Genomic DNA, 20,450 nt, shown 5'->3' on the forward strand with positions numbered 1-20,450 from the left:
CTTAGATGAGGTTACCGAATAAATTCATACTGCCACTATAATACGCCACACCCAGCGATAGGAGTGGAATGGCTACGGCGAGCGCGTATGCGAACCAGTCCAGAGCGCTCGTGCGCGAGATGCGCACGAGCGTGCGCTGCACATCCGCGCCAAAACCGCGCGCCTGCATGACGAGCGACAGTGTGGTGGAGCGGCGCACCGCCAGAATGAGGATGCTCAGCGCATCGCTGAACAGCTGACGGAACTTCGAGCGCGTGTGCAGCCCTCGAATGGTGCGCGCCTGGTGGATGCACTCGAGGTCTTCTTTCAGCAGTGGCAGCAGGCGGAATCCGGCCAGCGCCGCGTACACGAAGCGGTCCGAAAGATGGAGCTTCTGGACGAAGGCGTCCGCGAGGTCTGTAGGGTCTATGCCCATAACGAGCACCACGGCAGGCGCACTCATGGCCAGCACGCGGATGGCGGTGGCTGAGGCGAGCACCGGATCATGCTGTGCGTTATGAATGATGACGGTGAGGAAGGACCCTGCCGCTCCGATGAGCATAGGCCACGTGTAGAGCGCCAGCTTTTTCGGACTAAAGCCGAGTGCGAGGAGCACGACGAGTATGGCACCGAGCGCTACACTCGCGGATACCACGTCCAGCGAGATGATGAGCGGCAGCCCCACGAGAAGTCCTGTAAAGAATCGCGTGAGCGGGTTTAGCCGCGCCACGATGCGAGACGGACTGTCCACGCGCGTGTCCTTATCCTCGTGATTCTCGTCATACGTGCGCGCGGGGATGACGAGTTCGCGTGCGCCGAGCGCGTCGATGAACGCGCGGTCGTGCGTGACGGTGATGACGCAGGTGCCCTCGTCTCTGAGCTTCGCGAACATTTTTACGAGCGTGAGCCATGTGCGCGGATCCTGACCGTAGGTCGGCTCGTCTACGAGGAGAATTTTCGGTTTCGCTTCGATGGCGCACGCGACCGTGAGCCTGCGCTTCTGGCCGCCGCTCAGCGAGTACGGGTTCTGCGCCTGCTGCTCGGCGAGGTCATAGTAGGCGAGCCGTTCTTTCGCCTTGTATGCCAATTCCTCCTCATCCTTCGCTAGTTCGGGATGCGAGATGCGCAGTGCACTTTCCATCTCCCCCAGTACCGTGTTTGTGACGAACTGATGCTCCGGATTCTGGAAGACGTACTGGATGCGCTCGGCGAGCTGATGGCTGTCCCAGTCGGAGGGGTGTGCGCTCGGCAGGTCTGCTCGGATGGCGTCGCTAACGCGTACTTCTCCTGCCAGAGCGGGAAGCAGACCAGCGAGAGTGAGAGACAGCGTGGTCTTTCCTGCACCATTCACTCCCGTAATAGCCGTCACTTCGTGTGTATGGAAGTGGGTCGTGAGCGGGTAGGACAGCGGCTCTCCTGCATAGCCGAAGCTGAGGTTCTGTGCTTCGAGTGCTTTCGGACCATGTGGTCTCGTGGAAGCGTACCGACCTGCATAATCCTCGAAGTCCACCTGCTCTCCGAGAGCTATGCGGCGCTCGACGATGCCATCCCACGCCTGCACGTTATGATCCACGACCAAAAGCGTGGCTCCCGTCTGACGTGCTGCATCGGCTATGGCATCCACCACACACTGAACGCCATCCGGGTCGAGGTTCGCCGTCGGCTCGTCACAGATAATGACGTCGGGGCGCATCACCATGATGCTCGCTATGGCCAGCCTCTGTGTCTGGCCGCCCGAGAGGTGCTGCGCGAGACGCTGGGGAGATATCCCATGCTCGGCGTCGAGGTCCACAGTGTGGAGAGCTTCTTCAGTTCGCGTGAGAATTTCCTCGCGCTCTACCCCAAGGTTCTCCCCACCAAACGTGGCATTATCCTGGACGCGCGCGAAAATGACCTGGCTTTCTGGATTCTGCAGAATAAGTCCCACGCGACCGCGCGCCTGGAGGGCTGGAGTATCATCTATAGTGATACTTCCGCGGGATTCGCCTCCTTCATCTGCAGAGCCGAGGATGCCAGCTATGGCCTGAAGTACTGTACTTTTCCCCCAGCCGGAGCGGCCGGTGAGAAGAACCTTCTCTCCAGCCGCCACATTCAGGGTGAGGTCCTCCACTGCCCACGCATCATTCAGCGGGTAGCGGTAGGACCAGTTCTTTATCTCTATGCGAGAGCCCACTTATGCGCGCTCCCTTGTGGCTCCAGTAGCCTTAGCGCGCACATCGCGTCCCGACTCGAAGTGGTCGAGAGCACCCGTCTGCGCGATGCCGAGATATAGCCACCACACGAAGAATCCCGCGAAGACAGCGCCAGAGATGAGCGTGGTGATGAGGTTCATCGCTCCGTACGGACCATTCCAGTCGATGGCCTGCAGGTTCGTGAAGAAGGTGTATCCCCAGCATGCGAGCCCTGCTACCGTTCCCGACAGGACAGTAATCCACAGATTCCACACCTTATAGGCCACCGCGAGGAAAACGACCTCGGCCGCGATGCCCTGGACGAGACCTGTGAGGAAGGTGGCCGTACCGCCCCACGAGTTTCCGAGGAGAGACTCGAGGATAGCCGCCACGACCTCTGCGTAAATGGCAGCGCCAGGCTTGCGCACGATGATGAGCGCCAGAGGAGCAGCGAAAAGCCACAGACCATTAATCACACCCCAGAGTCCTGGAATAAAGGAATCCAGCACAGAGATAGGTCCATACGCGAGGGCTGCCAGCCAGTAAATGAGCGAGCTCGCCACGCCTATGACGCTGGCTACAGTGATATCCACGACGCGCCACTTCAGGCTCCGCGTGGTCGCAGCAGATGCAGTTACAGGTGAAGAAGTGTTCATAAGTGCCTCCTATGATCGTTCGGTCATCACACACCACCATGATGTGCGTGAGGCACGGGTTTCATGACGTCCGTGCGCCGGCATTACCCGGTATACGTTCTATCGGTCAGAAGATGGGGACGAATCCGCCTCATTCAGACGAACTCCGTCCCACACTTCATATCTCAGCTCGCATAACTCTTCAGCGTTACTCGAGCACCCGTGTCAGTTTTTAGTATAGAGGAAGGGGTGGTTTTCCCCACTGTGCCAGACTTAGATGGGAAAGAACCAGCGGATAATCCATGCGACTACGAACATACTTCCTAAAGATACTATCCACTTATACGGAAGTTCGTTCGTCTCTAGATAGCGTAGAAGTAGTCCCGTGGTAAGAAACATAAGTATCCACAAGCCAGCCACAGCTGTCTCTTTGTTAGGATACGCTCCCACTGCCACTCTAAAACCGATAAGATACATCACTCCCACCATGGCGAGACGAACGTATGCCCAGATGATTTTCATCATACGTGTTACCTACAAAAGTAATTCAAAAGCAGCACGTACTACTGGCCCTGCTATCCATTCAGGCACACCAACCATAGAAAGCCCCTTGGTAAGAAAATCTTCACCCATGCCTTGAAGATTAATACCGATATTTATGGCTCTGAACAGGATATCATATCCCAAAAATCTTTTAACCTGCACAGGCAGAGGAAGCTTATTAATCGTGGCATCCCAGCTCCTCTTCCCTATATGTTTAAGTGTTTTAAGGGCAGCTTTAAGAGCAGCTTTCGCTGCAAGCGACTTAGGCCCCCTCTCCTGCTTCAGTGAAGCATGCAAGTCCCGGACCTCTTGAATTTCATCAAGATAACCACGTGACTGCATCTGAGCATCAAAGACACGCTTAACCTCTGACCAGTTAACTTTTTCTAGTTCCTGCATAGTCCGCGAATTCGTAGAATTTTCTGCAGCCACTGCAGAGACAGGATTATATACTGCTAACCCCATCATCAGTGCTAACACTGCACAAATAGAAACTAAAACTTTATGCATGTGATAACGCATAAACGACTCCCTTGTTTCATAATTCTCTCGTCAAGAATTCTTTTGTTTTTATGCGCTCTCTCATCCACACTTGAGTGAACAGTTTTCATAGTATCATCAGACAAATTATTTAGTCAAGCATACTTACGTAATAATGAAGGGCAGAATTTACTCCCTAATCTACTCCCTATACGAAAGGCTGCACACCCGCTTTTCAGCACGGTGCACAGCCTCTCTCAGCATGTTCCAGACTGGTCTGGAATGAGCTAAACGCGCCCTACTTTCGCGTCTACTTCCCCGCAGCCAGTCCCTGCAGGATGAGCGCCTCAGTCACCACGTTATTCTTCAGCGCTGGCAGGCTGATGGATTCGTTTGGCGAGTGCGCGTTTGCCTTCGGATCTTCTGGACCTGTGACGAGCACTTGAGCATGAGGGAAGATGCGCTGGAGTTCTGGGATGAATGGGATGGATCCACCCTCACCCTTATTCACAGGCGAGACGTCGAATGCGGACTCCATAGCAGCTTCCGCCACGGCCACAGCCGTCGAGTCTGGGTTCATAGCCCAGCCCTGACCGTTTTCACCCGGCTCCACCGTCACTTCTGCACCGAATGGCGCATGAGCGACGAGGAAGTCTGCCAGTGCCTTCTGTGCTTCAGCTGGCTTCTGGTTCGGAGCCGTACGCAGCGACAGGCGGAAGCGAGCAGAATCCGCTATGACATTAAACGAGCCCTCGACCGGATGAGCATCGAAACCGATGACGGTAATGCTCGGCTTCGTCCACATGCGCGCAGCGAGCGAGCCCGTACCAGCGAACTGATATCCTTCCACCACAGCAGCATCACGGCGCACAGTAGCCTCATCCATGTCGCGCTGCAGACCGCCGATAGGCTCTTCCGCCAGCACGCCAGGAACCGCCACATCCCCATTCTCGTCATACAGAGATGAGATGAGCATGGCAGCAAGCGTATTCGCATCGAGGATAGGACCACCGAACTGACCGGAGTGCACAGGATGTCCGAGCACGCGCACAGTCACATCCATGTCCGTATTACCACGCAGAGACGTGGTCAGGCTCGGAATGGTATCCGACCAGTTTCCCGAATCTGCCACGATGATGACGTCCGACTCAAACTCATCCTTATGCTTTTCCACGAAAGGAATGAAGCTCGGCGAGCCCATCTCTTCTTCACCCTCGATGAAGATGCGGATATTCACAGCCAGGTCGTCGCCGAGAGCATGCAGCGCGCCCGAATGAATTGCTATTCCGCCGCCGTCATCCGCAGCACCGCGTCCATACAGACGTCCGTCCTTCTCGGTCGCTTCGAATGCAGGCGTCTCCCATGCGGACTCGTCCGGCACAGGCTGCACGTCATGATGCGCATACAGCAGAACGGTCGGCGCAGAAGGATCCACTATCTTCGAGCCGATCACTTCCCACGCACCCGGCGTTCCGTCCGGATTCGTGGACTGCACCACGCGCGCGTCTATACCCTGAGCGCGCATCTCTTCGGCCACGAACTCAGCCGACGCCTTCATATGGTCCGCCGTAATGCCCTTCGCAGACACTGCACCGAGCGCTATCTTCTGGGAGAGCACGTCTACCACGCGTGTCCAGTCGGACTCCACGCGAGCGCGGATTTCTTCTAATGACAGTTCAGCCATGAATATCCTTTCTTTATGTGTATGCAAGTTCATACAGTACCTACGCACGACCTTAGCCCATGCAGTGCACATCGCCGCGCGCTCTCCTCGCGCCTGCCTCATTCCCCGAGGTCTAGGCTCTTTCCTACTCTAAAAGAATGAACTGGAATCCATTGAATCGTAAAAATAAGGACGAGGAGCAGTCCTCCGCTGCCAGCGCTGGCGCGGGACAGACCGCTTCTGCTTCCACTGGCTCGGAGAAGAAGGGTCGTCCTACTCCGAAGCGTCGTGATGCTGAGAACGCACGCATGACTCCTCTGGCGCCGAAGGACCGTAAGGCGCAGCGTAAGGCCGCAAACGCCCGCCGCCGCGAGCGCGAGAACAGCGAGTATGAGGCTATGCGCACGGGCGACCTCAGGAACATGCCGAAGAGTGAGCAGCTTCCGTGGCGCGTGTACATTCGCGATTACGTGGATGCGCGCTTTAACATCGGCGAGTATTTTATGATCGTGGTCGTGGCGCTTCTGGTCGTCTCGCTCGTGGCCAGCTACGTGTATCCGCAGGCTTCGCTCGTCATCCTCGTGCTCATGTACGTATATCTGTTCGCCATCATCATCGACTGCTGGCTCATGTGGCGCGGTTTGAAGAAGAAGCTCGTGGAGAAGTTCGGCGAGCGCGCTGTGGCTCGCGGTATGCGTTCGGGCTACTACGCGTGGAGCCGCGCTCTGCAGATTCGCCCGTGGCGTCTGCCGAAGCCGCGCTCGAAGAAGCATGGCGTCTGGCCGAAGTAAGGCTTTCGGCTTTTCTGAGCGCGCTCGTGTCGTACGGGCGCGCTTTTTTCATGCCAATTTATCCGCTACTAACGAACTGCGCACCCTCGCGGTAGAATAAGCCCTATGAGTTTTGATTATGATGTCATCGTGATAGGTTCTGGCCCTGGTGGCTACGCTACGGCTCTGCGCACGAGCGAGCTGGGCCTCCACACTGCTGTGATAGAGATGCGTGATGAGGTGGGCGGCACCTGCCTGAATCGCGGCTGCATTCCTACGAAAGCATATCTGACTGCTGCACATACTCTCCATGACGCGAAGCGTGCGCATGTCTGGGGTCTGGATATCTCCGTGAATGCTGTGGATATGTCTGCTCTGAAAGCGGCGAAGGATAAGACCGTCACTGGCGTGGTGAAGGGTCTCACCCAGCATATGAAGGCGCGTTCCATCGATATCATTCACGGCGAAGGCTCTCTGCTGGCGCCCCACCAGGTGCGCGTGGTCGATGGCGAGGATGCGCGTGAGCTCTCCGCTCAGCATGTGGTACTGGCCACGGGGTCGCGTCCGGCTGAACTGGACGGCTTCCCTGTGGATGGCGAGCGCATTCTCTCCTCGGACGAAGCACTCGACCTCACTGAGCAGCCAGAAAGCGTGGTCATCGTGGGAGCAGGAGCCATCGCGCTCGAATTCGCCACCTTCTGGAATTCTCTGGGGACTCAGGTCACCGTACTTCTGCGGAAAGACGCTCCCCTGTCCCGATGGGACAGCCACGTCAGCTCCGTAATCATGCGCACCATGAAGCGCGAAGGTGTCCACTTCGAGACGCACAGCCACATCACCTCCGTGGCTGAGGACGGTACTGTCACCTATGCTGTAGCGAATGCAAAGACAGGCGACGAGACCGAGAAAACCGTCTCGGCAGATAAGGTACTCATCGCCATCGGTCGCGTGCCAAATACGCAGGCGGACTGGTTTGCTGGAGCAGGAATTGACCTCGATGAGCGCGGATTCATCCGCACGGACGCGTACGGACGCACGAATCTCGAGGACGTGTGGGCGGTGGGAGACGCTACAGGCGGACTCCTGCTCGCACACGAGGCCTTCGAGCAAGCACTCACCGTCTCGGAAAGCATAGCCGGACGCTCCACGCACGTCGTGGACACGCGCACCATTCCTCAGGTGGTCTACGGCATCATCGACGCCGTCAGCATAGGATACACGGCTCAGCAAGCTGAAGACGCGGGATTCGAAGGCGTGGAGGAAACGGTCGTACCGCAGCTGTCGAACCCACGCGTGGCCATGCTCGGCGCGAACGGAACGACCGTACTCGTCACCGCGCTGTCCGACGGCTCAGATGAGAAGGCCGCGCGCATCGTCGTGGGCGTGCACATGGCCGGACCGAGCGCGTCCGAGCTCGCCGGAGCCGCGCGCGAAATCATTCAGAACCGCATACCACTCACCGACGCTGCAAACGCTCTGTTCGCGCATCCAACCTTAAGCGAAACGCTCGGCGAAACGCTCCTCAAGGCAGACGGCAGGCCACTGAACGTACGGTAAATGCCCCGTGCTACAGTAGGGTATCTAGAAACTGTCCAGCGCAGGAAAGCAGGAAGGGCGAGGTTAACGCACATTATGGCAGACGAACAGAAAAAGCCACGACGTAATAACATATTCCGTCAGATGAAGCAGCTGTATGACTTCACACGGCAGGATGATCCGCAGGTGACCGCATGGGTGGCCGGCGCATTCCTCATCCCATTCGTGGTGGTCATTCTGCTGGGTCTGCCGTTCCAGCTCGGCTGGTTCGCGTGGATACTGAACGTCATCCTCGCCTTCATGGTGGGTCTTCTGGCTGCTACCTTCGTGCTCTCGCGCCGCTCGGAGACGGTCGGGTATAAGCGCATCGAGGGGAATCCTGGAGCTGCTGGCGCGGTGCTGCAGTCTCTGAGCAAGCGCATCTATACCTTCGAGGAGCAGCCTGTGTGGGTGGATCCTCGCACGAAGGATATGATTTGGCGCGGTACGAGCCTGTATGGCGTCTACCTCGTCTCCGAGGGTCCTACGAGCCGCGTGGCGAAGGCTGTGGAGTCCGAGAAGGCGAAGATTCGCCGCGTCACACAGGGCTCGAACATCCGCATCATCGTCATTAACACGGGTAACGACGAGGGCCAGGTGCGCATCTCCCAGCTGAGTAAGGCTATGCGTAAGCGCTATAAGGGCACGCTCACCTCGGATGAGCTCGACCATCTGAACGGCCGTCTGCGCACGCTGCAGCGTATGGCTGGCATGGGCATTCCGGGAGGCATCGACCCGCGCGCTGCTCAGCATCAAAGCCGTCGCGCGATGCGTGGACGTTAAGCTTTCTGAGGTCCATTTTGCTTAAGGGCTCAGGCTCGTCTCGTTCGCGAGGCGGGCCTTTGTCGTATAGGACGGCGATCTCGGGGACGGGCAGCGGGCAGCTGGTAGCGGGCAGCTGGCTAAGGCGGCGTTTCGCGCGACACGCCCTGTGTTCCTTCAGCTGGCGTTAAGCTTTACACGCTCGTAACCTAAATATCTCATTTAGGAAACCCCTTCTCTTAGAATAGATACTGTACTCTTAATCGACTAGAGAAGGTATAGCTCATGGCTCTTTCTACTAAAGAAGACGTAGAAGCTCTCATTAATTCTGAAGGCATCGAATACGTATCCGTACGCTTCACTGACCTCATCGGTGTGCAGCAGCACTTTAATGTTCCTGCCAGCGAGTTCCTCGATGGTGCTTTCACGGATGGTCTTCCATTCGACGGCTCCTCGGTACAGGGATTCCAGGCCATTAATGAGTCGGACATGAACTTGGTTCCAGACGTCACCACGGCATACATCGACCCATTCCGTAAGCATAAGACGCTGAACGTGGCTTTCTCTATCGTGGATCCTATCACCGGTGAAGCCTACTCGCGTGATCCTCGTCAGGTAGCAGCAAAGGCTGAAGCTTACCTGAAGTCTACGGGCATCGCAGATACTGCGTCCTTCGCTCCAGAAGCAGAGTTCTTCGTCTTCGATAAGGTGCGCTTCGAGAACTCCATGCGCACGTCCTTCTACGAGGTAGACTCGGATGAGGCTGGCTGGAACTCGGGGGCAGAGACGAACATCGACGGCACTCCGAACACTGGCTTTAAGAATCAGGCGAAGCGTGGATACTTCCCTGTTCCACCACTGGATCAGACTGCAGACCTGCGTGACGAAATGGTGCATAACCTGCAGAAGGTAGGCCTGACCCTCGAGCGTTCCCACCACGAAGTCGGTGGCGCTGGCCAGGAAGAGATTAACTACCGTTATAACTCTCTGAAGTACGCAGGCGACGACCTCATGAAGTTCAAGTATGTGGTGCATAACACTGCTGCTCAGTTCGGTAAGGCAGCTACCTTCATGCCGAAGCCTATCGCTGGGGATAACGGTACGGGTATGCACTGCCACCAGTCCCTGTGGAAGGATGGAAAGCCACTGTTCTACGATGAGAATGGCTACGGTGGACTTTCGGACATCGCACGCTGGTACATCGGCGGTCTCATCAAGCATGCGGATGCAGTGCTCGCCTTCACGAACCCATCGCTGAACTCGTATAAGCGTCTGGTTCCTGGCTTCGAAGCTCCAGTAAACCTCGTGTACTCTGCACGTAACCGTTCTGCAGCTATCCGCATCCCACTGGCTGGTACGTCTCCAGCAGCTAAGCGCATCGAGTTCCGTGCTCCAGATCCTAGCTCGAACCCATTCCTCGCCTTCTCTGCTCAGCTCATGGCAGGCATCGACGGTATCCTGAACCGCATCGAGCCACCAGCGCCAGTAGATAAGGATCTCTACGAGCTGCCACCAGAAGAAATGGTAGGCATCAAGACCGTTCCAGGCTCGCTGGACGAAGCTCTGAAGGCTCTGGAAGAAGACCATGACTTCCTCACCGCAGGAAACGTCTTCACGGAGGATCTCATCGAGACCTGGATAGACCTGAAGAAGCAGGAGATAGACGCAGCACGCCTGCAGCCTACCCCACTGGAGTACCAGCTGTACTTCCATATTTAAGGGTGTCTATCGTTAGATAGTTTCTTCGTAGGGGGTGTGTACTGAATGTGATTCGGTACACACCCCTACTTTTTGCTCATCGGCTCATTTTCTTCATCACCCTCTTCATAAAATGCGCCGATAAGCAAAAAATAAAATCGAACAGTGGAGTATGGGATTTGACGCCATTACTAGAGATAGCTGTTTGCAACTTCATTCGTTTTACGAATCGCTGAAGTAGATATTCCAGAAAAATGAGTACGCATGCGAACGGATTTACACACAACTGGCCTGACTGTTGACGAGGTGGAGGGCTTTCGCTGTACATCACATGTATTCTCAGCAGTGGTAAAGGTTTATAGCGTGAGCATTTTGAAAAGAAAGAACCCCCAGGTTTGAGCACTCTCACATAAGCTGTGACAGGAGGCTTAGGGGGCTGCTGTTATTGGTTACTTTATCAGAACGCTCTGACACCGTATGCCAAGCGCATGTATTCTTCTATTTGTTCATAATCATTTTCGCTAATAAAAGACCTCACTGAGATATCCGCAAGATAAGGCCGTGGCATACTCTTTTCCACTCCAGGATCTGCATCAAGCTGTGAGAAGTAGTAAAGAATACTGTCATGACTGATGATCTGCACAGTCTCTATACCCGACCAGCTCTCACCTAGAGAAGGCTTCTCGCCGCTGTAGTCCTCGTAGATACGCAGCACTCTTTCCACGAGCATTCGTTCCACGGTAGTAAGCCCTACTGCTTCATCCCCATCCCCTTCAGAGACGAGACATTCACGACGAAGGCTATTCATCTGTGTTTCTATTTCGCGTACGATAGGCCCTCTCTTATCCGCCAGAATACCTTCAGGAAAGAGTGGACAGTCTCGCGCCACGAGCATCCATCCCTGGCAGATGTACAGAAGTCCCTGCAGCATATCAGGGCTAGTCCTCAGGTTTTTCCGCCGCCTCGCTGAAAGAATAAAACGAGCTACATCCACTACTCCAGCCATGCTCAGCTTCTCCCCTCTCAAACCTGTTTCACTCTTCTCCTCTCAGTATAACTTCCCCCACCCCGCGTATACTATAACCACTATGAAAAAGGTGATACGTCGTGCTCTCATCCTGCTCGTCGCCCTCGCTCTCGTGCTCGGCGGCGCTTTTTTCGCGCTGAAAACACTCTTCCCGGATCTTGAGCTCACCCCACAGACCATCACGAACATCACGGGTCAGATAGATAAGATCAGCCAGCAGAATAAGGCCTCGAAGCATATCATCAGCCACGACACCACCATCCGCCGCACCACCGCGGACGGCCAGACCATAAACCTTTACGGTAAGGTCTATGCTCCGTCGAATTACCAGCGCTTGAAGCTTCCCGTGATGATTCTCGCGCACGGATATAATTCGAATGCAGACTTCGCAGACTCTCTGGCCCCGAAAGTAGCTGAGCAGGGGTACGTGGTCTACGCGTTTGACTTTTATGGCGGCTCCACAAATTCGCGCAGTGGAGACCGTGACATGCTGGACATGTCCATTCAGACTGAGAAGGCTGATCTCGAAGCCGTGCTCGCCCACTGGCATCAGCAGACGTACGTGGACACAGGTCACATTTATCTCACCGGCATCAGCCATGGCGGTCTCATTTCTACCATGGTCGCCGCCGCCCACCCGAAAGACGTCCGCGCGCTCATTCTTCTCGCTCCGGCGTATAACGTACCAGACCTCGTGAAGGATGGTTACCAGAAGCTCGGCTTTACGAGCGAGGATCAGATTCCGCCGTCTGTCACGTATGAGAATCGTACCATCGGCCGCCGCTACGTCCTCGACGCGCTCCATTATGACCCCACTGCGGACCAGAAAGCGTATACGGGACCCGTTCTTATCATCCACGGCACGGCGGATGAGCTCGTTCCCTATAGCTACAGCGAGGCTGCGGTGAAGAATTTCGCGCATGCTCAGCTCGTTCCGCTCGAGGGGACAGGTCATACGGCAGATGCGCAGGCCATCTCGAGCGCTCTACCGCAGCTCGCCGCGTTCCTGCTTCAGAATTAACTGCCGTTCCACTTCAGGCGCCCACCACCGGACGTATCCGGCGCGAGTAGGATGGATGGCGTCTGCCATATACAGTTCGAGATGCTCCGGTTCGAGAGAGTGCCAGAGGTCTATCGTGGGAAAATTGGCCTGAAGAACGGCGTCCACCATCCGCCCGTACAGCGCGCTGCCATACCGCGTATTCGTGTAGACGACCACCGGCGCGTTCCACCTGCGCCGTACGTACGCGCGGATCGTCTCGAGCGCGGCGAGGACGGCGCGGACCGGACGGTCGTGCGTCGCGTCGTTTGTGGACAATTGCACCACGACCAGATCATACGTCTCCTCGCGCCGCTGAAGTCGCGCGACGTACGTATCCGAGTCGTCGCCAGATAGCGTCGTCCCGTTCACCGCCTCCTTCGTCACGCGCATACGAAAGCGGGCAGCCAGATACTCGCCGAGCGCCTGACCGCCGGACGCATACCCCCACGTCACGGAGGAGCCGAGCATGAGCACGCGCGCACCCGTCAGGCCATCCACCGCCGAGCGAGCAGACACGTGCGAGACGTCATACTCCGCACCGTTCCCCGGTAAGGACTCCCAGCCAGTCAGAAAATCAGCCACGGTCACGCTCCATGAGCGAGCGCACCATCTGCGTAAAGCTCTCAGCCAGCGCGGAATCGGCGAGGCTACCGTCCGCGTTCAGCACGGCAGGCCGGCCGCTCTCGCCCACCTCGCGGATATCGGTCTCGAGCGGAAGCTGCGCGAGAAGAGGCACGTCGTGGCCGAGCTTCGCGGATAACTGCGCGGTGAGCTGGTCAGAGACGCGCTGGCCGCCGCCTTCCCCGAAGATGCGTAAGCGCTCACCCACGTGGTCATACCAGGACATGTTCTCCACCACGCCTGCCACATCCATCGGCACCTGCAGAGCCACGAGCCCCGCGCGCACTGCGATGTCTGACGCAGACGGCTGCGGAGTGGTCACCACGATGAGCTCCGCATTCGGCAGCGCCTGAGCCACCGAAATGGCCATGTCTCCTGTACCCGGAGCCATGTCGATGAGCAGAACATCCGGTTCTCCCCACCACACGTCCGAAAGGAACTGTTCGAGCGAGCGCTGCAGACGCGGGCCGCGCCAGAGGATAGCCTGATCCGAGCCAGCAAACATGCCTATGGACATGACGCGCGTACCCCACGCTTCTACAGGCATGAGCATACCGTTCAGGTTCGTGGGATGGCTCGTCACGCCGAGTAGCTTCGGCATGGAAAAACCATAAATGTCTGCGTCGATGACGGCAGTATCATAGCCGAGAGCGGCGAACGTGGCGGCGAGATTCGCCGTTACACTAGACTTTCCTACTCCTCCTTTACCGGAGGCCACGGCGAAGACGCGTGTCTTAATGCCCGGCTTGTGGAACGGATTCTCGCGGCGTGCTGCCTTCAGCTCGGCCACGAGGTTCCCTAGTTTTTCCTCGTTCATGGAGCCGACGGTCAGCTCGAGGGTGAGGTGTGCATCAGGGTAACTCGTTACGGCGTCCTCGATGCGCTGGCGAATGACGTCCGAGAGCGGGCAGCCGGGAACGGTCAGCTCGATGCTGATGTGGACGCGGAAGGCGGGCGCGTGGTCTGCGCCGTGCGCACCGTGCGCATGGTCTGCGCCCTGCGCCCCCTGCTCATCCTCGCGCGTCACTTCTACGCCAGTCACCATGCCGAGGTCCGTGATGGATTTGCCGAGTTCCGGGTCGATGACGCCGGTCATGCGTGCGTAGATCTCGCGCGCGAGACGTTCCTCGGTGAGTTCGTTCTGTTCGTTCAGCTCGCTCACTGTGGCCTCTCCCCCGTCTCGAGCATGTGCAGGAAGGCATCCGCATCGATCATAGGGACACCTGCAGCCTCTGCTTTCGTAATCTTCGCCGCTCCTGGAGCTTCGCCCACGACCACATAGTCCGTTTTCTTGCTCACTGATCCTGATGGTTTACCCCCATGAGCGAGGATAGTCTCTTTGATCCCGTCGCGGGTAAAGCCTTCGAGAGATCCGGTAACCACGATGGTGAGCCCGGCGAGCGTCTGGTCGAGTTCTTCTTTTTCGGCCACGCGCATGCCTATGCCCGCATCCATCCATGCCTGAAGAATGCGACCACGCCAGTCGGCAGTGTTCCCGAGATGAGACATCCACGAGTAGACCGATTCCGCGAGAGCCTCACCCACTCCATCGATGCTGCTGAGGTCCTCCATGCTCACTCCCACGAAGGAAGGTAGGGATGGATACACAGCTGCGAGCGCGTGCGCATTTGGAGCTCCGATGTGCCGCATGGACAGGGCCACGAGTACGCGCCACATGTCTGCGTCACGAGCTTTCTGGAGCTGCTCGAGTATGGCCACCGTAGTTTTCGACGGCTCAGCAGGTTCCACATACTCCTGGCCGTGCTCGTCTTTTTTCTTTTTCGGAGCATTATAGAAGGCTGGTACCTGATGCCACAGGCCAGATCCGCCCACGCGCTTGCGCTTCGTCTTCTTCTTTCCTGTGTCTGGATCCACATACGAGGTGACGTGCACGAGTGGGACTTCACGCCACACTTTCACGTCACGAAGCTTATCCGCATCTAAAGTAAAGATATCCGCCAGGGACTGGACCACAGGCGTCTGCTCTGCTGGCAGAGTCAGGCCTTCAGCTGGAATGTAGGATACTGCTGAGCCAGCCGCTGATCCTGACGCATCATCCTTCACTTCCACAGCCTTCAGGTCTGGAGCGTAAAACTCCACGGAGCTCGGACGGTCGAGTTCTGGGTTTGCCAGGGCCTGAGCCACCTGATTTCCGAGGTAGTCGATGTCGAAGGCTTCGCGCGACCCGAGCTTGATAATGCGTTCAGCCAGCTGCGCTGGGCAGGACTCGGAGTTCGGACAGCGGACATCCTTATCCCCTTCTTTTTCTGGAGCTATAGGCGTACCGCAGCTCGGGCACACATCCGGCATGACGAAGTCACGTAGCTGGTCTTCTCTCCCTTCGCGTGCAGAGAGCACTGGCCCCACTATCTCGGGGATGACGTCGCCCGCTTTACGCACCACGACCACATCGCCTATCTTCACTCCCTTAAATTCCACTTCGGACGGATTATGGAGCGTCGCGCGCGAGATGGTCGAACCAGCCACGAGTACAGGCTTCAGCTGTGCCACTGGGGTGACTCGTCCCGTGCGCCCCACCTGAACAGTGATGTCGAGAAGCTCAGTGTTCACTTCTTCCGGAGGATATTTGTAGGCCACGGCCCAGCGTGGGGCACGCGAGGTCATACCGAGCTGCTGCTGAAGCGCACGCTCGTCTACTTTCACCACGATACCGTCGAGCGCATGCTCGATGTCATAGCGGTGCTGCTCGTAGTACTCGATCATATCCGTAATGTCCGCGAAAGACTGCACGATGCGCGTATGCGACGAAACGGGAACACCCCACTTTTCGTAAAAATCATACGCATCGCTCTGCTTCTCGAGCCCCGCCGCGTGTTCCGCCGCATTCCCCTTCACACCCGCGTGAGCAGAGCCCTCGCCCCAGCGCACGAGACCGAGTCCATGCGCATAGAAGCTCAGACGCCTCTGCGCGGTAATACGCGGATCTTTCTGCCGCAGCGAACCAGCTGCAGCATTACGCGGATTTGCGAAGAGAGCACGCCCAGCACGCTCATTCGCGCGGTTCAGCTCCTCGAAGTCATCGAAACGCATGAAGACTTCCCCGCGAATCTCCACAAACTCCGGAATGTCCTCAGGCGAACCCGAGAGATTCTGCGGGATATTCGCTATGGTGCGTACATTTGCTGTAATGTCTTCACCCGTCACACCATCGCCACGCGTCAGCCCCTGCTCGAGCACACCGTTGCTGTAGATGAGGTTCAGCGCCAGGCCATCGATCTTCACTTCGCACGTCATAGGCAGGGGGTCATGCGCGCCGAGGTCGAGCTGGCGGCGCACACCCGTATACCAGTTTTCCAGCTCGCCTATGCTGAAGACATCATCGAGACTGAGCATACGCGACGGATGATCTACCGAGGCGAAATCATTCGAAAAATCTCCCCCCACGCGGTGGGTAGGACTCTGCTCTGTGTCCAGTGCAGGGAAAGCCGCTTCGAGCCTCTTGAGGAACTCCATGCGCGCATCATACGCCGCATCGGACGAGCCCGGAGCATCCTTCACATAGTAGGCCACCTGGTCTGCCTCCACCCAGGCAGCCACGCGAGCCCAGACACGCTGCGCCACATCCGCACTCAGAGCAGCCACCTCAGACACGCCTCGCGCCTGCAGAGACAGCGCGCTCGCATCGGTATACTCGAGCGCCTCGTACCACGGCGTATCCGGCTGAGCGTCCTGCTGAGTGTCCTGCTTGGTAATCACGGCTGGAAAAGCGTCCGCCCCCGAAGTCTCCTCAAACAAATCAAAAGCGCCTTGCATCGTATCATTCGTCATGCGTTATCATCACCTCGTCGAAAGTGCTATGCGTTCAGGGAACGGAGGAATTGAGCCTGCTCGAGAGCGCTCATCTGGCCATCCTCGCCATCCAGCGACTCCCTGACCGCCTGAATGCGCGCTGCAGCTACAGCCAGCGTACGCCCGGCCACGAAAAGGTCGGAATCTACAGAAGCCTGCGCAGCCGCATCCATCAGATCAGCAGCCTGCGTAAACGGCCACATGTCGATGCCGAAGTATTCGAGCGCGTCGGACGCCTCGTCCAGGTTCTCCGGCAGCGCGATGTCCTGCGAGCGCGCACGGTCCATGAGCTCGTCGAGCTCCTGACGCGCGCCCGGCACGGTAGACTCGCTGATGGCCATGGCGAACATGTAGCACGCGGCTGCCTCTTCGAACCTATCCTGCATCCACGCCGCAAACGCCATACGGTAGTACGCGTACGCAGCATCGTCTTTATCCAGCGCCACCCTCAGAGCGTTACTGGCCGCCGCGAAGGAGGACTCCCAGTCTTCAGCCTCCGCGAGCATCACGGACAAACGCAGATGCGGCAGCGGATACACCGGAGCATAACGCACCGCAGCATTCAGATGCTTCAGCGCTGCCTCACGCTCACCCATATGACTGAGCACTTCCACCATCTCCATATGGCACTGGAAAAGCGTGTCCGGGATGAGCACGAGCTTTTCGCCCGGCGTGATGAAGAACTGGTTATACACCACGCGTTCGGCGTACGAGTTAAAGTACAGCGGCACGCGCCCGTCCGCGCTGAAAAGTGCGTCGAGGCTCTCGAGCTTCTCGTTCATCGCGGCGAGAGCTTCTGACGGTTTTCCGCTCATAAACGTCTCGCGCGAGCTCGTGCGCACGTCCTCGAGCTCCTGCTGAAGCGTGAAGCGCGTGCGGTCTATGCTCTGCCCATCGATGACGTTCGTCACGTACGCGTCCTTATGGCCGCTGAGCTCCGGGTCGTGCAGATCATCTATATACTGTGCGATGGCCTGTGCGCGCTCGGGGACGCTGAGCGCCGGACCCTCGGCCAGCTGCGCGATGTCCTCCTGGGCGCGTTCCAGAACGTCCGAGCGCTGGATAGCCAGATCCGTGATGCTCTCCGCGCCGAGGAAGGCCGCGGCTTGCTTCGTGAGTACCGCGCGCGAGATTTCCGGCTCGTCCTGAGCGCCGGCCGGCGTGAACGCCGCGTCGCGCAGGTCGAGCGTCGTGGTGATCTGCGAGAGGATGCCGTTTTCGTCCGGCTTCACGTTCGCATCGAAGGCCGCGTAGAAGCTGTACGGGTCGGTGAGGCCTTCTTTTTTGGCCAATTCTACAAACGTCTCGCGGTCGAACTCCACCGCTGCGACGGTGGTATTCAGAGCGGTCTTCCGGATGAGGTCGAGAGGGTCTCCTGGTCCCGAGAAGATGCTCATCTGGATGCCGTCGGCCACCTGAACGCTCGGCATGAGATCATCCTCAGGATGCTGACTGCTTTCTGCTCCGAGCATTTGCCCGAACGCTTCATTCACTTCCTCATCGCTCATCCGGTTCGGTTCGTCCGCAGCGCGGAAGGCATCTATCTCCTCTTCAGAGAAATCTGCCGACCGCATGATGTCCATAAACTGTGCCATCTCATACGTATCTTCTTTATCCTGCGCGTCCACGCCCGAGGTGGCATCCTTCGGCTTCGCGTGGCCCCGGCCTGGTACGGTGTTTTGCTCAGAATGCACAGAAGAACTGGCGGAGCTCGCATCCTCGCTACTGGCGCTCGGATGCTGGCGCTGCTCGACTCCCATCTGATTCAGAGCACGAAGAAGCAGAGAGAAGACTGTAGGATCGCGGTCTTGAATGTCTTCAGCACCATCCAGCGTGTCGATGCGCACAGCCACTTTCTCTATCTCCTCGCTCGCTCCGAAAGCCAGAGCTGCGAGCATAATGCCCACACGCAGGTTATACCGAGCACTCATCTGAGCGCGCTCGAGGGGAGAAATATCCACCCATTCGAGTTTCTGTGGGTCGTAGCGACGCTCAGGCATGCCTGTGGAGGCCAGCGACGTAAAGTCGATGATGGCCTGATGACTCCCCTTCACATCGGCACGAAAGTCGATGTCACTGCGGATAGGCAGGCGAATGTGTGCGAAAAGCGTGGCCAGCGTCTGGCGGTAGAGCCACTGGCTGGATGGGCGTTCTTTTTTCACTACTCCCGAGTGTCTGCCGAGTCGCTGAGCTGTCTGATGTGCAGCCTTCATCAATGGGTATACGGCATTTATCTCTGCTATGTTTTCTAAGCGAAGTGCAGCGTTCTGTCCATCCTGGTGACGGCGCTGCTCAGCGTAGAATTGGCCTAACCATGCAGAGGCAAACGAGGTCTCCTCCGTCACGCGACCGTCCGCATGCTCGAAACGCAGCATCGGGAACGCATCCGGATCATCCACGCCATTCGTGGGAAGCGTGCTCAGTGCGTCGAAAGCCGGATTCTCGAGCAGATCAGCACTGAGCTTCGCCACGTACGGCAGCGAAATCATGTCCTCCGTAGGCGTGAAATCATAATGATAATTATTCTCTATCACGCTACTAACCGCAGTAAAACGGTTCAGATTCGTCTCGATACGCAGCGTCTTCAGCGCAGTCTGGAAGTCCACGCCGTTACGCGAATGGAGGTAGTACAGGTGCGAGCGCGGATTCGTCATGAGCTCGAGATTCTCCTGCGCATGCTTCGCCTCGAGACGCGGAATGCGTTCGAGCGCTCCCGACTCACGCATCATGTGCGTAAAGTACTCTTCGAGTCCAGTGACCCTCAGCCCCGCCGCACGCGCGCGCTCCGAGTCCGCCACGGAACGACGGATAGCACTCAGTGGCGCCTGCTGACGAAGCCGGCGGTAGATGTTCGACGTGCCGAAACCCATGACACTAATCACGTCTGCGGCCAGAGTAGGCTGCGCGTACGCCACGAAGTATGCGAGAACCATGGCGTCCTTATACTCGAGGTTCGCACTGGCCTGAGGACTGAGCGCATTCGAGCGTAACTGCTCGAAGGTGTAGCGCGAGGTGTGACGCGTGGCGCGTGCGAGGCTCTGAAGAGTCTTCTGCGCAGAAGACTCTTTCGGTGATGATGCTTCAGAGAGAAGCTCATCCTCCACGCGCATCCACGAGGACAGCCAGCGCAAGCGCCCATCCTCACTGCGCGCGATGACCGAGCCGTGGTAGACGGGCAGAAGGAACGAATTCGTCTCGCTCGGGCTCGCCTTCAGGAAACGATACGCATGAACGTGTCCGTCTCCCTCGCTGACTACACGCACACGCGGCTCCGCGTTCGTCAAGTCATCCTCGATGTGCGCCGTCTCGTAGATGGCACCAAACATACTGGCCACTGCCACTGGCACGAAAGTATCTTCCGGCGTGAAGATGCCGAGGGCCACGCGGTTCTTCGTCATGCGCAGCGGGTCATGCATCCATCCCACGCGGAAGGTATGCTCCCCGAGCTTCACTTCGGTGAGCATGTGACGCGCGGTAAAGAACCTCACGGGGTGTTCCTCGTGAGCCCACGGAAATGTCTCAGTAATACGGGGCATCAGTGCAGTAGTTTTTCGGTCAGGCATACCTCTAGTGTCCCAAATCTGCATGACATGCGCCACGCAGTGTGCTGGGAGAAAAAGTGGCGGCAGGAAGGGCTCAGGGAGCGCGGGAGAGGCTCATGAGCCGTGCCGACG

15 protein-coding genes are annotated in these 20,450 nt (G+C 57.6%); 5 read left to right on the forward strand and 10 right to left on the reverse strand.

Annotation, left to right across the window (positions count from 1 at the left end):
* Position 1 precedes the first annotated feature (1 nt).
* The 5 genes from ALMA_RS06010 to ALMA_RS06030 form a co-directional block, all read right to left on the reverse strand.
* On the reverse strand, positions 2-2,152 hold the full coding sequence (locus tag ALMA_RS06010) for an ATP-binding cassette domain-containing protein (RefSeq protein ID WP_094726809.1): 2,151 nt from the start codon (positions 2,150-2,152) through the stop codon (positions 2-4).
* Entirely contained in the window at positions 2,153-2,806 is a 654-nt protein-coding gene (locus tag ALMA_RS06015) for an ECF transporter S component (protein ID WP_094726810.1), read from the reverse strand.
* Positions 2,807-3,058: 252 nt separating this feature from the next.
* Positions 3,059-3,310 carry a hypothetical protein gene (locus ALMA_RS06020; protein WP_094726811.1) on the reverse strand — a complete coding sequence of 84 codons (252 nt, stop codon included), beginning with the start codon at positions 3,308-3,310 and terminating at the stop codon, positions 3,059-3,061.
* A 9-nt stretch (positions 3,311-3,319) separates the two neighbouring features.
* Complete coding sequence (locus ALMA_RS06025; RefSeq protein WP_148140274.1) at positions 3,320-3,850, reverse strand: hypothetical protein; 531 nt, start codon at positions 3,848-3,850, stop codon at positions 3,320-3,322.
* Positions 3,851-4,118: 268 nt separating this feature from the next.
* On the reverse strand, positions 4,119-5,492 hold the full coding sequence (locus ALMA_RS06030; protein ID WP_094726813.1) for a dipeptidase: 1,374 nt from the start codon (positions 5,490-5,492) through the stop codon (positions 4,119-4,121).
* 137 nt (positions 5,493-5,629) lie between these two features.
* Between ALMA_RS06030 and ALMA_RS06035 the strand changes: the two genes are divergently transcribed.
* The 4 genes from ALMA_RS06035 to glnA all read left to right on the forward strand — a co-directional run bounded on the left by ALMA_RS06035 (position 5,630) and on the right by glnA (position 10,297).
* The gene (locus ALMA_RS06035) at positions 5,630-6,262 is read left to right on the forward strand and encodes a DUF3043 domain-containing protein (protein WP_094726814.1); all 633 of its coding nucleotides are present in this window, start codon (positions 5,630-5,632) and stop codon (positions 6,260-6,262) included.
* 105 nt (positions 6,263-6,367) lie between these two features.
* Positions 6,368-7,798 carry a dihydrolipoyl dehydrogenase family protein gene (locus ALMA_RS06040; RefSeq protein WP_094726815.1) on the forward strand — a complete coding sequence of 477 codons (1,431 nt, stop codon included), beginning with the start codon at positions 6,368-6,370 and terminating at the stop codon, positions 7,796-7,798.
* Between the two features lie 75 nt (positions 7,799-7,873).
* Positions 7,874-8,599: a DUF4191 domain-containing protein gene (locus ALMA_RS06045; RefSeq protein WP_094726816.1), complete on the forward strand. Its 726-nt coding sequence runs from the start codon at positions 7,874-7,876 to the stop codon at positions 8,597-8,599.
* Positions 8,600-8,863: 264 nt separating this feature from the next.
* Positions 8,864-10,297, forward strand: a complete 1,434-nt coding sequence (gene glnA / locus ALMA_RS06050; RefSeq protein ID WP_086105979.1) for a type I glutamate--ammonia ligase — start codon at positions 8,864-8,866, stop codon at positions 10,295-10,297.
* Positions 10,298-10,733: 436 nt separating this feature from the next.
* Here the strand turns inward: glnA and ALMA_RS06055 are convergent, their stop codons facing one another.
* On the reverse strand, positions 10,734-11,282 hold the full coding sequence (locus ALMA_RS06055; RefSeq protein WP_158520672.1) for a Panacea domain-containing protein: 549 nt from the start codon (positions 11,280-11,282) through the stop codon (positions 10,734-10,736).
* Positions 11,283-11,364: 82 nt separating this feature from the next.
* On the opposite strand from ALMA_RS06055, the gene ALMA_RS06060 reads away from it, so the two are divergent.
* The gene (locus ALMA_RS06060) at positions 11,365-12,324 is read left to right on the forward strand and encodes an alpha/beta hydrolase family protein (protein ID WP_158520673.1); all 960 of its coding nucleotides are present in this window, start codon (positions 11,365-11,367) and stop codon (positions 12,322-12,324) included.
* On the opposite strand, the gene ALMA_RS06065 is transcribed toward ALMA_RS06060, so the two are convergent.
* The 4 genes from ALMA_RS06065 to ALMA_RS06080 all read right to left on the reverse strand — a co-directional run bounded on the left by ALMA_RS06065 (position 12,289) and on the right by ALMA_RS06080 (position 20,264).
* Complete coding sequence (locus ALMA_RS06065) at positions 12,289-12,927, reverse strand: SGNH/GDSL hydrolase family protein (protein WP_094726819.1); 639 nt, start codon at positions 12,925-12,927, stop codon at positions 12,289-12,291. The two genes, ALMA_RS06060 and ALMA_RS06065, sit on opposite strands and share 36 nt — an antisense overlap.
* Positions 12,920-14,062: an Mrp/NBP35 family ATP-binding protein gene (locus tag ALMA_RS06070; protein ID WP_094726940.1), complete on the reverse strand. Its 1,143-nt coding sequence runs from the start codon at positions 14,060-14,062 to the stop codon at positions 12,920-12,922. The genes ALMA_RS06065 and ALMA_RS06070 overlap by 8 nt, the downstream gene beginning before the upstream one ends.
* A 62-nt stretch (positions 14,063-14,124) precedes the next feature.
* Positions 14,125-16,755 (reverse strand): NAD-dependent DNA ligase LigA, encoded by a 2,631-nt coding sequence (ligA, locus tag ALMA_RS06075; RefSeq protein ID WP_094726820.1) that lies wholly within the window; start codon positions 16,753-16,755, stop codon positions 14,125-14,127.
* Positions 16,756-16,781: 26 nt separating this feature from the next.
* The gene (locus ALMA_RS06080) at positions 16,782-20,264 is read right to left on the reverse strand and encodes a tetratricopeptide repeat protein (protein WP_148140275.1); all 3,483 of its coding nucleotides are present in this window, start codon (positions 20,262-20,264) and stop codon (positions 16,782-16,784) included.
* Between the last annotated feature and the right edge of the window lie 186 nt (positions 20,265-20,450).

Source organism: Alloscardovia macacae (assembly GCF_002259705.1).
GTDB classification, from domain to species: Bacteria; Actinomycetota; Actinomycetes; order Actinomycetales; family Bifidobacteriaceae; genus Alloscardovia; species Alloscardovia macacae.

Bases quoted from the DNA above. Each gene is read 5' to 3' on its own strand.
- glnA (WP_086105979.1), top strand. From the start codon at position 8,864: ATGGCTCTTTCTACTAAAGAAGACGTAGAAGCTCTCATTAATTCTGAA.
- ALMA_RS06025 (WP_148140274.1), bottom strand. From the start codon at position 3,850: ATGCGTTATCACATGCATAAAGTTTTAGTTTCTATTTGTGCAGTGTTA.
- ALMA_RS06060 (WP_158520673.1), top strand. From the start codon at position 11,365: ATGAAAAAGGTGATACGTCGTGCTCTCATCCTGCTCGTCGCCCTCGCT.
- ALMA_RS06055 (WP_158520672.1), bottom strand. From the start codon at position 11,282: ATGGCTGGAGTAGTGGATGTAGCTCGTTTTATTCTTTCAGCGAGGCGG.
- ligA (WP_094726820.1), bottom strand. From the start codon at position 16,755: ATGACGAATGATACGATGCAAGGCGCTTTTGATTTGTTTGAGGAGACT.
- ALMA_RS06045 (WP_094726816.1), top strand. From the start codon at position 7,874: ATGGCAGACGAACAGAAAAAGCCACGACGTAATAACATATTCCGTCAG.
- ALMA_RS06030 (WP_094726813.1), bottom strand. From the start codon at position 5,492: ATGGCTGAACTGTCATTAGAAGAAATCCGCGCTCGCGTGGAGTCCGAC.
- ALMA_RS06020 (WP_094726811.1), bottom strand. From the start codon at position 3,310: ATGATGAAAATCATCTGGGCATACGTTCGTCTCGCCATGGTGGGAGTG.
- ALMA_RS06040 (WP_094726815.1), top strand. From the start codon at position 6,368: ATGAGTTTTGATTATGATGTCATCGTGATAGGTTCTGGCCCTGGTGGC.
- ALMA_RS06035 (WP_094726814.1), top strand. From the start codon at position 5,630: ATGAACTGGAATCCATTGAATCGTAAAAATAAGGACGAGGAGCAGTCC.
- ALMA_RS06015 (WP_094726810.1), bottom strand. From the start codon at position 2,806: ATGAACACTTCTTCACCTGTAACTGCATCTGCTGCGACCACGCGGAGC.
- ALMA_RS06070 (WP_094726940.1), bottom strand. From the start codon at position 14,062: ATGACCGGCGTCATCGACCCGGAACTCGGCAAATCCATCACGGACCTC.